Source organism: Deinococcus gobiensis I-0, from assembly GCF_000252445.1.
GTDB classification, from domain to species: domain Bacteria; phylum Deinococcota; class Deinococci; order Deinococcales; family Deinococcaceae; genus Deinococcus; species Deinococcus gobiensis.
In genome coordinates this window covers 315,594-329,567 of sequence record NC_017790.1, presented here as the reverse complement: position 1 = coordinate 329,567, position 13,974 = coordinate 315,594, and the positions used below count along the sequence as shown (strand labels likewise).

Annotated in this window: 12 protein-coding genes; 7 read left to right on the top strand and 5 right to left on the bottom strand. The window is 68.9% G+C overall.

Annotated features, from left to right (window positions below; all coding sequences use genetic code 11):
- Window positions 1-4 precede the first annotated feature (4 nt).
- On the top strand, window positions 5-1,381 hold the full coding sequence (locus tag DGO_RS01605) for a serine hydrolase domain-containing protein (RefSeq protein ID WP_043800544.1): 1,377 nt from the start codon (window positions 5-7) through the stop codon (window positions 1,379-1,381).
- Window positions 1,382-1,868: 487 nt separating this feature from the next.
- Window positions 1,869-3,194, top strand: coding sequence for a ribosome biogenesis GTPase Der (gene der / locus DGO_RS01600; RefSeq protein ID WP_014683726.1), 1,326 nt, complete (start codon window positions 1,869-1,871; stop codon window positions 3,192-3,194).
- Between the two features lie 3 nt (window positions 3,195-3,197).
- On the opposite strand, the gene DGO_RS01595 is transcribed toward der, so the two are convergent.
- On the bottom strand, window positions 3,198-3,605 hold the full coding sequence (locus DGO_RS01595) for a hypothetical protein (protein ID WP_014683725.1): 408 nt from the start codon (window positions 3,603-3,605) through the stop codon (window positions 3,198-3,200).
- Between the two features lie 85 nt (window positions 3,606-3,690).
- Between DGO_RS01595 and DGO_RS01590 the strand changes: the two genes are divergently transcribed.
- The 4 genes from DGO_RS01590 (at window position 3,691) to DGO_RS01575 (ending at window position 7,222) form a co-directional block, all read left to right on the top strand.
- Window positions 3,691-4,254 carry a peroxiredoxin gene (locus DGO_RS01590; protein WP_043800536.1) on the top strand — a complete coding sequence of 188 codons (564 nt, stop codon included), beginning with the start codon at window positions 3,691-3,693 and terminating at the stop codon, window positions 4,252-4,254.
- A 67-nt stretch (window positions 4,255-4,321) separates the two neighbouring features.
- Window positions 4,322-4,927, top strand: coding sequence for a YceD family protein (locus DGO_RS01585; RefSeq protein WP_014683723.1), 606 nt, complete (start codon window positions 4,322-4,324; stop codon window positions 4,925-4,927).
- Between the two features lie 72 nt (window positions 4,928-4,999).
- A complete protein-coding gene (gene moaC, locus DGO_RS01580; RefSeq protein ID WP_050920852.1) occupies window positions 5,000-5,452 on the top strand; it encodes a cyclic pyranopterin monophosphate synthase MoaC in 453 nt (150 codons plus the stop codon).
- Between the two features lie 75 nt (window positions 5,453-5,527).
- Window positions 5,528-7,222: a polymer-forming cytoskeletal protein gene (locus DGO_RS01575; protein WP_043800534.1), complete on the top strand. Its 1,695-nt coding sequence runs from the start codon at window positions 5,528-5,530 to the stop codon at window positions 7,220-7,222.
- Window positions 7,223-7,289: 67 nt separating this feature from the next.
- Here DGO_RS01575 and DGO_RS01570 read toward each other — a convergent pair whose 3' ends face one another.
- Entirely contained in the window at window positions 7,290-7,679 is a 390-nt protein-coding gene (locus tag DGO_RS01570) for a helix-turn-helix domain-containing protein (protein ID WP_014683720.1), read from the bottom strand.
- Between the two features lie 291 nt (window positions 7,680-7,970).
- Between DGO_RS01570 and DGO_RS01565 the strand changes: the two genes are divergently transcribed.
- Window positions 7,971-8,222: a hypothetical protein gene (locus DGO_RS01565; protein ID WP_014683719.1), complete on the top strand. Its 252-nt coding sequence runs from the start codon at window positions 7,971-7,973 to the stop codon at window positions 8,220-8,222.
- Window positions 8,223-8,226: 4 nt separating this feature from the next.
- On the opposite strand, the gene DGO_RS01560 is transcribed toward DGO_RS01565, so the two are convergent.
- The 3 genes from DGO_RS01560 to DGO_RS01550 all read right to left on the bottom strand — a co-directional run bounded on the left by DGO_RS01560 (window position 8,227) and on the right by DGO_RS01550 (window position 13,955).
- Window positions 8,227-9,480 (bottom strand): bifunctional folylpolyglutamate synthase/dihydrofolate synthase, encoded by a 1,254-nt coding sequence (locus DGO_RS01560; RefSeq protein ID WP_043800531.1) that lies wholly within the window; start codon window positions 9,478-9,480, stop codon window positions 8,227-8,229.
- 9 nt (window positions 9,481-9,489) lie between these two features.
- The gene (locus DGO_RS01555) at window positions 9,490-10,428 is read right to left on the bottom strand and encodes a manganese-dependent inorganic pyrophosphatase (protein WP_014683717.1); all 939 of its coding nucleotides are present in this window, start codon (window positions 10,426-10,428) and stop codon (window positions 9,490-9,492) included.
- Window positions 10,429-10,526: 98 nt separating this feature from the next.
- Entirely contained in the window at window positions 10,527-13,955 is a 3,429-nt protein-coding gene (locus tag DGO_RS01550) for an S-layer homology domain-containing protein (RefSeq protein WP_014683716.1), read from the bottom strand.
- Window positions 13,956-13,974 lie beyond the last annotated feature (19 nt).

The following is a 13,974-nucleotide window of genomic DNA, read 5'->3' as shown; positions in this document are numbered from 1 at the left end:
TGCCATGACCCTGCTCCAGACCGTGCGGCACCTCGCGCCCTACTTCGAGTCCTGGCTGGAGTTCCAGCGCGACCATGCCGGGGTGCCCGGCGTGCAGGTCGCCGTGCGGGTGGGCACCGAGCTGGCCGCCTCCTTCGCGCTCGGGCAGGCGAACGCGCGCACCGGCGAGGCCCTGACGACCCGGCACCTCTTCCGCATCGCCTCGCACTCCAAATCCTTCACGGCGACGGCCATCTTCCAGCTGCTGGAGGCCGGCAGGCTGCGCCTCGACGATCCGGCGGGCCGCTGGCTGCCCGAACTGGCGGGCAGTCCGGCGGCGGGCTATACGGTGCGCGAACTGCTGGGCCACCAGTCGGGCATCAACCGCGACGGGGCCGACAGCGACTACTGGCAGCAGCTCGCCGCCTTCCCCGACCGCGAAACCCTGCTGGACTTCTGCCGCGCCGAGGCGGTGTACGGCCCCAACGAGCACTTCAAGTATTCAAACATGGGCTACGGCCTGCTGGGCCTGATCGTCGAGGCGGCGAGCGGCCGGAGCTATCCCGACTACGTGGCCGAGCACCTCACTGGACCGCTGGGCCTGGAGAACCTGGGGCCGGAGCTGCCTGCCGAGCGCGAAAACGAGCTGGCGACCGGCCACAGCGCCCGCCTCGCGGCCCGCGACGAGCGGCGGCCCCTGCCCTCCTCGGACACGCGGGCGCTGGCCGCCGCGACCGGCTTCTACGGCACTGCCGAGGACCTCACCCGCTTCTGGGCGGCGCACGCCTACGGCGAGGGCACGCTGCTCTCGGACGCCTCCAAGCGCCTGATGGGCCGGGAGGAAACGCGACTGACCAAGCCCTCTCCGCGCGGCTACGGCCTGGGTCTGATCCTGACCGAGGTCGGCGGGCGCACGCTGGTCGGGCACTCGGGCGGCTTTCCCGGCCACATCACGCAGTCGTGGCTCGACCCGCGCACGGGCCTGGCGGTCTCGGTCCTCAGCAACGCGCTGGGGGCTCCCTCGACCGAGTGGGCGACCAACCTCGTGCGCCTGATCGACCTCGCGCAGCGCGCGCCCACCAAGGCGCAGGCAGATGCGCCCGGCGTGGCCCTGGACCGTTTTACCGGGCGCTACGCGGGCCTGTGGGGCCTGACCGACCTCGTGGACCTGGGCGGACGGCTGGTGTCGCTCTATCCGTCCGGCGACCCGGAGGCCACCCTGTCCGAACTGACCGTGCTGGACGACCTGACCCTGGCGACCTCGCCGGAAGCCGGTTTCGGCTCGGTGGGCGAACCCTTCCACTTTCAGCGGGGCGAGAACGGCCGGGTGCAGTCGTACCGCCAGGGCGGGGGCCGCGCGTGGCCACTGGCCGACTACCGCGCCCTGCACGGCCTGGACTGAGTGGCCAGGGGCGGAAACGAAAAATCCGCCCTTCCGGACGGTGATAGAAGAACTATAGCGCCCTATACAGGGCAGGTCAAGTCAAGTCGTTGCGACCCCCGGACGCCGTGTGGCACAGCTTTTTTCGAGACGGGCGTATCGGGGAGGTATACAATGGCTCCTGAACTCCGGCCTCTCCGGCAGAGCAAAATGAAAAATCCGCCTCTCGGGCGGTGATGCTGAAAACTATAGCGCCGGATACACGGAAAGTCAAAACCATGCAGGCCGAGCCCGAGGAACCGCCCGGAGCCGGCGGATTCTCTCGGGCAGCCTGCCCCTGGCCTATGCACACGCCGGGGTGGGCCGTCTCTTTTGCCGATTCTTCATTCGCTATACTGGGAAGTCTGTGCCCCGGCCGTCACCGTGACGGCCTTTACCCTGACGGGAGGCGTTTTCGGCGGAGCGGGCGGACGCGGCCCGGCTCCGGCACCGTAAAGGAGCGTTCAACATGCAGAAAGTCGCCATCGTGGGCCGACCCAACGTCGGCAAGTCCAGCCTGTTCAACCGCCTCATCGGCCGGCGCGAAGCCGTCGTGGCCGACTTCCCCGGCGTCACCCGCGACGCCAAGGAAGGGCTGATGCTCTACCACAACCACCGCATCTCGCTGATCGATACGGGGGGCCTGTGGAGCGGGGACGAGTGGGAACAGGCCATCCGCGAGAAGGCCGAGTGGGCCATGGAAGGCGCGCAGGCCGTGATCTTCGTGCTCGACCCGCGCGAGGGCCTCTCGGCGGCCGACTACGAGGTGGCCGAGTGGCTGCGCCGCCTGGGCAAGCCGGTCATCGTGGTCGCCAATAAGATCGACAGCCAGAAGCACGAGGTCTACCTCGCCGAGCTGTGGGGCCTGGGCTTCGGCGAGCCGGTCGCCATCAGCGCCGAGCACGCGCGCGGCCTGGACACCCTGATGGACCGGGTGATGACCCACCTGCCCACCGACGACGAGGACGTGCCGGAAATCGCGCCCATCCGCATCTCGCTCATCGGACGGCCCAACGTGGGCAAGTCCAGCCTGCTGAACGCCATCACGCAGTCCGAGCGCTCCATCGTGGCCGACCAGCCCGGCACCACCCGCGACTCGCTGGACGTGGAGTGGGACTACGGCGGGCAGCGGTTCGTGCTCGTGGACACGGCGGGCATCCGCAAGAAGCCCGACACCGCCATCGAGGACTACGCCATCCAGCGCTCGCAGGCGGCCATCGCCCGCAGCGACCTGATCTGGCTCGTCGTGAACGCGGGCGACCTGGGCGACCACGAACTCAAGCTCGCCAACCTCGCCTACGAGAGCGGCAAGCCGGTCATCGTGGTGGTCAACAAGTGGGACCTCGTACCCGACACCGAGCTCAAGCGTGCCGAGAAGGACCTCAACCAGAAACTCCACCACATCATGTACGCCCCCAAGGTGTACACGAGCGCCATCAACGAGTACGGCATCCACGACATGCTGGCCGAGGCGATGAAGCTGCATGAGAAGTGGCAGTCGCGCATTCCGACGAGCGAACTCAACCGCTGGCTGGAAGTCTGGCAGATGCGCCAGGCCGTCCCGAACTTCCACGGCAAGAAGCTCAAGATGTACTTCATGACCCAGGTGGAGACGGCCCCGCCCACCTTCGCCATCTTCTGCAACCGCGCCGAGTTCGTGACGCGCGCCTACGAGGGCTTCCTGCAAAACCGCATCCGTGAGGACCTCGCGCTCGCGGGCATTCCGGTGCGGCTCAAGTGGAACGAGAAGGGGCCGTACAAGCGCGACAAGAAGGGCGGCAAGGACGACGAGTAGGCGTCAGTCGGGCGGTGGGGTCCACCACGGCGACCCGAAGGCATAGGTCACCCTGAGTTGCCCGTCCGCCTCCCGAACGCCGTCGCAGTCGAAGATTCCGCGCTCCTGCCCGTGCCGGAGCGTTCCCCAGAGGGTCCAGGCCTTCTCGCCCCGCGGTCCGGGGTCCGACCACTGCAACCTCTGCGCCTCCGCTCGTGACAGCGGGGGCGCGTTGCCGTACTGGCGGCGCAGGTCGGCCAGACAGGCCTCGACGAGTACCGCTCCCTCGGTCCGGGCCTTCGCCTCCTCCCGGAGCCGCGCCGCCTCCTGCACCGGCTGGCCGATCAGGACCCAGCCCAGCCCCGCAGCGAGCAGGGCCAGGGCGGGCAGACTGGCAGTCCACCAGAGGGCGGGCATATCAGCACGGGGCATTCCTGGCCTCAGTCTGCCCGCTGACCATCCGCCGGACATCCGCCGGAAGAGTGAGGGCGCAGCGGCTATCCCTTACGCTGGGGAGGTGACCGACCTGCACCGTCTCCCGGCCGACCTCCCCGTCCCCACCGACGACGGGGCGTGCGACCACCTACCGGGCCTGCCGCTGCCCTCCCTGACGCTGCCGGGCACCGACGGACAGGCACACGACCTCTCCGGGCTGCCGGGGCGTACCGTGCTGTACGTCTACCCCCGCACAGGCGAGCCGGGGCTGCCGCTGCCGACGGACTGGGACGTGATTCCCGGCGCGCGGGGCTGCACCCCCCAGAGCTGCGCCTTCCGCGACCACCACGCCGAGCTGCGGGCGGCGGGCGCGCGGGTCTATGGCCTGAGTACCCAGGACACGGCCTACCAGCGGGAGGCGGCCGGGCGGCTGCACCTCCCCTTCACCCTGCTCTCGGACGAGGCGCTGACCTTCGGGCGGGCGCTGCGGCTGCCGACCTTCACGGCAGACGGCATGACGCTGCTGCGCCGGGTCACGCTGATCGTACGCGGAGGCCGCGTCGAGCACGTCTTCTATCCGGTCTTTCCGCCGGAGCGCAACGCCGCCGACGTGCTGGCGTGGCTGCGCGCCCATCCTGCCGACTAGGCCAGGACGCCTAGCGCAAGGTGAGCGTTTTCCGGTGTCCCTGGCCCCCACACCGTATCCTGAGGGGATGAGCGATCAGCCCCACATTCACCTCGGTTCGCTGCTGCGGTCGTCTACGGACGAAGCGCACGTGGACGGCGAACTTGACCACCTCACCTACCAGCAGGGCAAGGAGACGCAGACCCTGCGCTTCGCCGAGCCGGCCCCCTTCGATATCGACGTCAACGCGCTGGGCGGCGACGAGATGTACCTTCAGGGCAGCTTCGAGCCGACCCTGATCATGGAATGCGCCCGCTGCCTGCGCGACGTGGAGGTGCCGCTGGAGCTCACGCTCGGCACCCTGATGCGCTACGACCCCGCCGCCACCGAACCGTACCTGGAAGAAGCCGAGAGCGGCGAGGACGTGCTCGTCTTCGGCGACCCCAACCTCGACCTGAGCGCCTACCTCGCCGAGACCACGCTGCTGGGGGCGCCTTTGAGCGTGCTGCACGACGAGGCCTGCAAGGGCCTGTGTCAGGTGTGCGGCCACGACCTCAACGAGGGGCCGTGCGAGCACAGCGCGGCGGTGCCTGTCGAGGCCATCGACACCGATCTGGGCACCCCCGAGGGCAGCACCCACGCCCGCCAGAACCCCTTCGCCACCCTGCGTGGCCTCGACCTGCCGGAAGATTGAGCCTTGAGCGCCGCTGCCCCCTCCCCCGAGAACGCCCCCGAACTGACCCACTTCCGTGACGGCCAGCCGCGCATGGTCGACGTGACCGACAAGGCCGCGACCACCCGCACGGCAACGGCCGAGGCCTGGGTCGTCCTGCCCCCAGAGGCCCGCGCCGCGCTGGAGGCGGGCACCAACCCCAAAGGCGACCCGCTGACGGTGGCCCGTCTGGCCGGTCTGGCCGGCAGCAAGCGCACCGCCGACCTGATCCTGCTGTGCCACCCCATTCCGGTCACGGGCGCCGACGTGCAGGTCACGCTGGAGGCGGCCGGGGTGCGGATCGCGGCGACCGTGAAGACCACTGCCCCGACCGGCGTCGAGATGGAGGCCCTGACGGCGGCGAGCGTGGCGGCCCTGAACGTGTACGACATGCTCAAGGCGGCCAGCAAGGCCATCGAGATCACCGGGCTGCGCCTGCTGTCCAAAACCGGCGGCAAGAGTGGAGACTACCGGGCCGAGGACCGGCAGGGCCAGCCCATCTCCTGAGCGACCCTTGAGTCCGGGCCTGCCCTCTAGACAGGTCCGGGAACTCTGGCTGTCGTTTCAACGTAGAGGAAACGTATGGGTCAGGGAGAGCACAACTCGGGTGAACACTGGGAGCGCCTGGGCGACGACCTGCGCGCGGCCCTGCACCGGGAAGCCGACCAGGACCTGAGCGGGCCCGACGTTGCCCGGCTTGCCGCCGCCCCGCCAGAGGTCCAGGCAGACCGCGCGGCGCTGCGCCACGTCACCGCGACGCTGCGCGGCCTGGAACGTCCAGCCCTGCCGCGCAGCGTCGCGCAGGCCGCCGTGTCCGACCTGAAGGCGGCGCGATTACTGGCTCCGCCTTCCCTGCCCCGCTCGGTGGCCGACGCCGCCGTGCGCGACCTGACGCTGGGCCGCCTGCTGGTCCCACCGCCTCCCGAACGCAGCGTGGCTCCGGCCGTCCTGACCGATATCGCGGCGGCGCGCTGGCTGGCCCCTCCCCCCGCGCCGCGCCCGGTGGCCGAGGCGGTGCTGTCCGAGCTGCGTCTGGCGCGTCAGCTCGCGCCACCGCCCCCGGCCCGCTCGGTCGCTGCGGCCACCCTGACCGACATCCAGGGGGCCTCGGTCCTGGGCGCCCTGTCCCGTCCCCCTCTCCCCCGCAGCGTGACTCCGGCGGTCATGGCCCGGATGGTCGCGTTCCCGCCCCCAGAGCCGGCTCCGACGCGCCCCGTGCTGGTCATCCCCACGACCATGACCCCAGCCGCCCTGGGGGTGCTGGCCCCGGCGCCGAACCCCGCTCCCCTGCTGCTGGTCGGGGCGTTGCTGGTGGGCCTTGTCCTGATGACCCTGAGCACCGCGTGGCCCAACCTCGCGGCAGGGGCCGTGGTGCTCAGGACCCTGCTCGAACAGGTGTCGCCGTTGGCGGGGATAGGGCTGGCCCTGCTGCTGCTCACCAGCGTCCTGGTGGCCTGGAAACCGGTGCCAACGGTGCAGCGCGCCGGGGCGGGCGCCTTCGCGCTGTCGGCGGTGCTGGCGCTGCCCGCGCTGTACCACGTGGCCGGAGGCGACGGCGGCCTGAGCATCGGGCGCAGCGTGACCGTCAGCGGAACGGTCAGCGGTAACGTCATCGCCATCGGCGGCGACGTCCGCCTGGGCGAAAAGGCGCAGGTGGGCGGCGAGGTCATCACCCTGCTGGGCGACGTGTATCAGGCCCCGGGGGCGCAGGTGGACGGCCGGGTCAACGCGCTGCTGGGCCACGCGCCCGGCGACCGCAGCGCCCTGCAGACCGCGCCGCCCACCGGCCTGGGGCTGGCGACCGCCGCCGCCTTCCGGCCGGTGCTGGGCTGGCTGGGGGCCGCCGCGTGGCCACAGGTGTTCGTGGTCCTGACCGGCGGCGCGCTGCTGCTGCTGTTCGTGGCCGGGTTGGCTCCGGGCCTGGCCCGGCGGCAGCGGCACGCCCCCATGCGGACCCTGGCGATGGGCGTACTGATGTTGGCCCTCCTCGCCGGCCCGGCGGCGGTGCTGGGGCTGGCGGGGCTGCTGGGCCCGGCCCTGCTGGCGGTGGCCCTCGCCGCCCTGCTGGTCGCCACCGGTCTGAGCGTCAGCCTGTATGACCTCGGGCGCGCCCTGGCCCACCGTGTCCGGCTGCCGGTCCCCGACGCGGTCGGGGCGCTGCTGGGCCTGAGCGCCTTTGCCGCCAGCCTGAGTCTGCCGCCCCTGGCCTTCACGCTGGCGGTGGTCGGCGGGGCCTGGGGAGCAGGGACGCTCCTCCTGACGCGGCTGCCCCGCTAGCGGCCGCTCCACGGCGAAACAGGCCCGGCAGATGACATGCCGGGCCTGCTCTGTTGGAAAACGCGCCTCAGTTGAGGATGCGTTTGAGATGCAGGTAGATCTCGTACCAGTCCTGCTTGTCGCGCGGGCGCTTGCCGCGCAGTTCGATGCGCGACAGGGTGCGGACCCAGTCGGGCGTGATCTGCGGCCCCAGGGTGGGGTCGGCGATCAGGTCGGCGAGGCCCTTGGGGAGCGCGCCTTCGGTCGAAGCTCCGTAGAACTCGACCCCTTCGAGCAGGTCGTGAACCGTGATGCTGTAGGCCCCGGCGAGTGTCTGGAGCGTTTCCAGGCTGGGATTGGTCCGCCCACGTTCCAGATCGCTGAGGTAGGGCACGCTGATGTCGGCCACCTCCGCCACGTCCTTGAGCCGCAGCCCGCGTTCGCTGCGCAGTTCACGGAGTCGTTCGTGCAGTTTCATATATTCACCTCCCGGGCTGCGGCGTGGCTTCACCGCGCCCCGCGTATGCCCTCGCACACGTCAGAGACTCGGCTTGCTGCCTGGGGATGCGTTTGCTTCAAGGCAGAATCGGGCACCCTTGGTTGGAGTGTAACACCGCCCCCGGATACGGTCAAGACAGAATAGGGGCCCAGACTTCTTGCAGACCCCCCGACAGCTCTGCTAGCATCGTAACCAGTTAGGGATTTTCTCTGTATAGCCACATTCTCCTGTAGACCTCGCGGCCCATGGCGGCCGGAAGGAGCCAGATTCATGCGCGCACTGGATCAGATCGCCGGCAGCATCCGGGCCGGCTATGTCCACTCGACGACCGTCCTGAATACCCTGATCGAGACCGAGAACGAGGGGGGGCTGAATGCGGTGCGGCGTGTCGAGCGCCACCTCGACAACGGCATGCAGGCCATGCTCCAGCGCCAACACCCCCGCGCCGACCTCGTGCAGGTCTGGCTGGGCGCCACGCGCGCCTATCTCGTCAGCCGCGCCGAGCAGCGTCAGGCCGTCTAGACCCTCACTGCCAGCGCTCCCGCGCCTCGCCCACCTCACCCAGCAGCAAGGGGCGCAATTCACCGACGAGGTACAGGCTTCCGCAGGCCAGCGCCTGCGCCCCGGGCGGCAGGGCCCCAAGCGCCTCCTCGGGCGTCCGCGTCAATGTCAGGGGCAAGCCGGGGAACAGCCGCGCCAGTGTGTGCGGCTCGGCGGCGCGCGGACTGAGGGCCGCGCGGGTCAGGATGACGCGGGAGGCCAGGGGCCGCAGGGCCGCCGCCACCCCCTCCAGGTCCTTGTCCTCAGCGGCGCCGAAGATCAGAGGCAGGGGGCCGGTCCCCAAATCGGCCAGGGCAGCGGCCACAGCCTGCGCGCCGTCCGGATTGTGCGCCCCATCGAGCAGCACCTGACCGCCCCGCCAGGGCAGGCGTTCCAGACGCCCGGGCCAACGGGTTCCGGCGGCGCCCTCCCGGACCGCTCCGGCCGGAAGACCCAGCCGCAGGGCCGCCGCCGCCGCCAGCGCAGCGTTGCCTGCGCCATGGCGCCCCAGCAGCGGCGTCCGGAAGCTGAGGTCGCCAGCCGGGGTCTGGATTTCGACGGCGTGCCCTTCCCAGCCCAGCGACTCCGCTTCCCAGTGCCATTCGCGAGCAGCAGCCCAGAGTTCTGCGCCCGCTCCGTCCAACACCGGCCACAGGTCCGGCGACGCACCTGTCAGCGCAGGTCGCCCGGCCCGCAGGATGCCCGCCTTCTCGGCAGCGATGGCCTGGACCGTGTCGCCCAGAATCGCCGTGTGGTCCAGGCCCACGTTCGTCAGGAGGCTCAGCACCGGGTCAAGGGCATTGGTCGCGTCGAGCCGTCCTCCCAGACCCACCTCCATCACGGCCGTCTGGACTTCGGCCTCCGCAAAGAGCAGGCAGCCTAGCGCCGTGACCACCTCGAAAAAAGACGCCTCGTAGGTCTCGGCCAGCGGGCGCACCCGGCCCAGCGCCGCCAGCACCTGCCCGGCAGGCAGCTCCTGTCCATCCACCACGAAGCGCTCGCTGAACCGGGTCAGATGTGGGCTGGTGAACAGGCCGGTGCGCTCCCCGGCGGCCCTCAGGACCGACGCGAGGGTGGCGGCCGTACTGCCCTTGCCGTTGGTGCCGCCGACCAGGATGGCCCGGAACCGGTCCTGAGGGCGACCCAGCGCCGCGAGAAGGGCGTGGACCCGTTCCAGGCCTGGCCGCACCCCGAAGCGCTGCCGGGCGAACAGCCAGTCGAGATGTTCTGGTCCGCTCATTTGCTGCCCTCAGGCCTGGGGCGCAAAGTACTCTTCGAGCGTCGGCACGATCTGCTTCTTGCGGCTGATACGGGCTCCCAGATCGGCCACGCCGTCCTGGGCCACGACCCCGAAGGCCTCACGCAACACTTTGCCTTCGGTGGCGCTCAGCACCAGGGTCCGGTTGGTCTCGTTGAGAATGTCCACCACGCTCAGCAGTACCCCGCTCAGGCCATCCTGCGCCTTGATCTGGTCCATCGCCGCGAGCAGTTCCCGTTGCCGCCCGAATACGTAGGCCGGATTGGTCGTCTCGATCACGCCGATGCCCCAGGTCTGCTCGGGATCGCCGAAGGGAAAGACCTTGTAGTCCATCTTCAGCAGGGTTTCTGCCGGCGTATCGCCCAGATCACTCTTGGCCGCGAACATCGCCAGCGCGAAACCGGCCACGTCGTCTACCCCGGCGATCGGAGAGAGGAATTCCACAGCCTGCCGGTCGTCGGGCGTGGTGGTCGGGCTGCGGAAATGCAGGGTGTCGCTCAGAATGGCACTGAGCATCAGCCGTGCGTCCTGCGGCTCTATATCCAGGCCAGCTTCGCGGTGCAGCTTGAGCAGCAGCGTGGAAGTGCAGCCCACCGGTTCGAAACGCAGGTAGGCGGGGGCCGCCGTGGTCAGGTCCCCCAGCTTGTGGTGGTCCACGACGCGCGTGACCTCGTATTCGGCCAGGTGGGGGGCCGATTGGGCGCTTTCGTTGTGGTCCACCAGCGCCACTTCACTGCCGGCCGCCAGCTGAGGCAGAAGTTCCGGAGCGGTCAGTCCCAATTCCTTCAGGACATACGCCGTCTCGAAATTCAACTCGCCCAGGCGGTAGGCCTGCGCGGGATGACCCTGCCGCGTGAGAAGGCGGGCGTATACCAGCGCACTGGCGATAGCGTCGGTATCGGGATTCAGGTGGCCGAACACAGCGATCATGGCCGAATTGTAGCGGCTCTCCCTGACCAGGCAGCCGGACGAATCCACGCAAAAACCCCCGCACGGGGCGGGGGCTTTGCGGAAAGTCGGAAAGAGGCTTAGAAGTTCACCTTGTAGGTGATCTTGAAGGTCTGGCCGCGGGCAGGCTGGCCGTTGTTCAGGCCGCTGCCGATCTCAGTGCCCGCGTTGTTGCGGCTGCTGAGGGTGTAGTTGCCGTACGAGAACACGAGGTCGTTGTACGCGCCTTCGACATACACACCATTCAGGTTGATGCGGTTGCCGTTGGTGTCGGCGTCGGCAAAGTAGCCTTCGGTACCTGCGCCGTCGTAGGGGGTGTACGCACGGTTGATACCGCTGTAACCGTCGTAGCGCACACCGACCTTGGTGTTGGGCAGCAGGAAGTCATTCAGGACGATGCCGGCGCCGTACTTCACGGCGTTGGCATTCAGAGCGGGGGTCGCCGCGCTGCTGTCATTGTCGAACTGCGAGGTGTAGTAACCCACCTGACCGTTGATCTGGGGGCTGAAGGGCAGGCCGGTGAGGGGGTCGGTGCGGACGATCAGACCGATCGCGCCGCGCGTCCCGGCAGGACGAGCATCAAGACGGACGTTGGAGTTCGAGAACGAACCGGCCAGACGCACGTTCGCAGCGCTGACCTTGCGGTCGTAGCGAACATCGCCGTAGAAGATGTTGCCACTGAAGTCGCCAGTGGTCGACGTATTGCTGGTCGGGACGTACACGCGGCCGTAACCGACGCGGAAGAACAGGTCCTTGACGAGCGCGTTGGCGTTGTTGCCCGCGTGGCCCGCTTCCACCCCGTAGGAGGTGAAGCACACGCCGGTGCGGTTGGCGTCAAGGTTGACGGCCGGGTTCAGCACGCCGCCCACACCATCGGTGTCGCCGCTCACGCCGTTGACGGCGACCGAGGTCCCGAAGTTGCTCTCCGAGCAGGTCAGGCCCGCACGGTAGCTGTTGGCACCCACGCCGGGCGCGAAGCTCGAGGCCAGGTAGCCACGGCCGAAGAGGCCGCGGTCAGTGCTCGAACGGCGCATGCCGCCGGCCTGATCATCGACCGAGACGTCGCGGTAGTAGGCGCCGACGTACAGGCCCAGGCCCGGCGTCACGTCCGCCTGGATGGCGTAGCGGCGCGCGTAGACCGAGTCGGTGACCGTCGCACCGAGTGCAACGTCCGTGCCCGCATTGCGGTAGGTCTGGTATCGGTTGCTCAGCAGCTCATTGTAGGAGCCGCGCAGCGAGAAGATGCTCGCCGCGACCTTGGCCGAAGCGCCGCGTTCGATCAACAGGTTGGGGTCGTTGACGGCCATTGAGCCGTTGGCGCTCGTGCTGCTGTCGTAGTAGCCGCCCACCGACACCGGGCCCAGGGTCACGGCCGCCTTGACGCCGAAGCCCTTCTGGCCAATCAGGCCGTCGTTGGTGGTGCTGCCCGTCGCCGTACGGCCGTACAGGTTCGAGAAGGGCGCAGTCACGCCGTTGTTGGGGTTGTCCGCATTGTTCTGGCGGGTCGAGCTGTAGCTGCGACGGGTGTCGTAGCCGTACTCGCTGATGCCCGAGACTTCCGTGACGCCCGCTTCGATACGGCGGTAGTTCAGGTCGTACAGCGACACGTTGAAGGTGTCGGTGCCCAGACGCGCGGCGGGAGTGTTCAGATCGTAGGTGAGGTCGGTCTTGCGGGTCGCGGCGCGGGCATAGAAGGCGCTCGCGGTGTATGCGGCGCTGTTCACCGGCGTCACGCGGCTCGCGGTGTACTCGCTGTGCAGCTCGACACCGAAGGCCTTGCCGTGCAGATCGGCGCCGTACAGGGTCACATCATTGGGTACGGCGGCCACAGTTGCGGCCGTCTGGCCAGCAGCGGCGGCGGCACCGAAAGCGTCACGGCCTTCCTGGGCATAGTACAGACCCGCGTTCAGGGTGCCGACCGGGGTAATCTGGGCACGAACGCCGCGGTAGTACACACCGTAGTTCCCGCTGGTCGCGACGTTATCGCCGCCACGGCTGCCGTACACAGTGGTGATCTTGGGCTTGAGCGCACCCAGCACCGGCAGGTTGCTGCCGTCAACGCTGACCACGAAGCCGTCGCCGCGGCCGTCGTAGTTGTTGTCGAAGGCGTAGTCGGCGAAGTAGAACTTCTGCTTGCGGCCCAGCGTCACGATGACGGGGTTGTTGCCCACGCTGAACTCGGTGGTTGCGTTCTTGAAGCGGAAGAACACGGGGCGATACACGCTGCCGGCCGGATCAATCAGCGCACTGCTGCGAGCACCGGGGTAGAGCACATCCACAGCGGCCGTTTCCGCGTCGCTGCAGCTGCCGTCGCCGTTGGCGTCATAGCAGACGTCGTCAGGGAGGCGGGTGGTCAGACCAAAGTTCAGGTCAATGCTGTTGATCGACAGACGGCCGGCCGTATTGAACAGGCTGCCTGACGCCGCGCTGGTCACCTGGCTGAACTGGCCGCTGGTGTCGAAGCCCAGGCTGATACCGATATCGGTACTGCCTTCCTGATACACAGGGCCAGCAGCGGCGGCGAAGCCGTACAGACCGTTCGCACCCGCCACGATGGGCGAGCTGGTGTTGCCGAAGTCGCCGAAGTCACGGCGCTGGGCACCCGTGTCGCTGTCGATGCCGCCGCTGGTGAAGGCGTTGTTGGCCACGGTACCGTCGGCGTTCAGGGGGAAGAGGCGGTCAATGTCGAAGTTGCGGTTGGCGCGGCTCACGCTGTAGCCCAGGGTCAGGCTCGGCTTGACGCTGAACGCGTTGCGCTCCAGGGCGGCGATGCGGCCGGTCAGGCTGTTGTTGACCGTCTCGACGCGGGTTTCGACCACACCCACGCGGCCCGCGAGGTTGTTGAAGTCGCTGCGCTGGACGAAGTCGGCCTGCGCGGCTTCCACGGCGCTGACGCGGTCCTGGAGGTCCAGGATGTCCTGGTTCAAGAGAACGGTCAGGTCGTTCAGTGCGGCGATGCTGCTGGCGTTGTCGTCGACGTCGGCACGCAGGGTGTCGTAGTCGTCGGCGCGCGAGGTCAGCTCGTCGATCTGGGCCTGGATGTTGGCGAGGGCGGTGGCGTCACCCTGAGCGGTGGCGACTTCCTCGATGCGGGCTTCCAGGCGCGCGAAGTCGTCCTTGTTGACCGCGTTCTCTTCGAGGTCGCTGACGCGCACACCCAGCGCGGCTAGGTCGGCGGCGAGTTCCTGGATGGCGTTCTGGAGCGCCGTCAGGTCCTCGGCGTTCAGGCCGCTGGCAGGGGTTTCGCCGCTGCGGATCTGATCCAGCACGCGGGCGATGATGACGGAGGCTTCGTAGCGGGTCAGGTTCTGGGTGCCGCGGAAGGTGCCGTCCGGATAGCCGAGGATGATGCCACGGCTGACCAGGCGGTCGATCGCGTCCTTGGCCCAGTGGCCGGCAGGAACGTCGGTCAGGGCAGGAACCTGGGGCGCGCTCGCCGGGGCGGCAGTCTGCGCGGCAGCGAGGCCGAACGACAGCGCGGCGGTGAGAGCAATCAGACTTTTCTTCATAGGGAACCCCCGTAAACGT

Coding starts and splice junctions, on each gene's coding strand:
- DGO_RS01575 (WP_043800534.1), top strand. CDS start 5,528: ATGGGTCAGGGAGAGCACAACTCGGGTGAACACTGGGAGCGCCTGGGC.
- der (WP_014683726.1), top strand. CDS start 1,869: ATGCAGAAAGTCGCCATCGTGGGCCGACCCAACGTCGGCAAGTCCAGC.
- DGO_RS01560 (WP_043800531.1), bottom strand. CDS start 9,480: ATGAGCGGACCAGAACATCTCGACTGGCTGTTCGCCCGGCAGCGCTTC.
- DGO_RS01555 (WP_014683717.1), bottom strand. CDS start 10,428: ATGATCGCTGTGTTCGGCCACCTGAATCCCGATACCGACGCTATCGCC.
- DGO_RS01605 (WP_043800544.1), top strand. CDS start 5: ATGACCCTGCTCCAGACCGTGCGGCACCTCGCGCCCTACTTCGAGTCC.
- DGO_RS01585 (WP_014683723.1), top strand. CDS start 4,322: ATGAGCGATCAGCCCCACATTCACCTCGGTTCGCTGCTGCGGTCGTCT.
- DGO_RS01570 (WP_014683720.1), bottom strand. CDS start 7,679: ATGAAACTGCACGAACGACTCCGTGAACTGCGCAGCGAACGCGGGCTG.
- moaC (WP_050920852.1), top strand. CDS start 5,000: ATGGTCGACGTGACCGACAAGGCCGCGACCACCCGCACGGCAACGGCC.
- DGO_RS01565 (WP_014683719.1), top strand. CDS start 7,971: ATGCGCGCACTGGATCAGATCGCCGGCAGCATCCGGGCCGGCTATGTC.
- DGO_RS01595 (WP_014683725.1), bottom strand. CDS start 3,605: ATGCCCCGTGCTGATATGCCCGCCCTCTGGTGGACTGCCAGTCTGCCC.
- DGO_RS01550 (WP_014683716.1), bottom strand. CDS start 13,955: ATGAAGAAAAGTCTGATTGCTCTCACCGCCGCGCTGTCGTTCGGCCTC.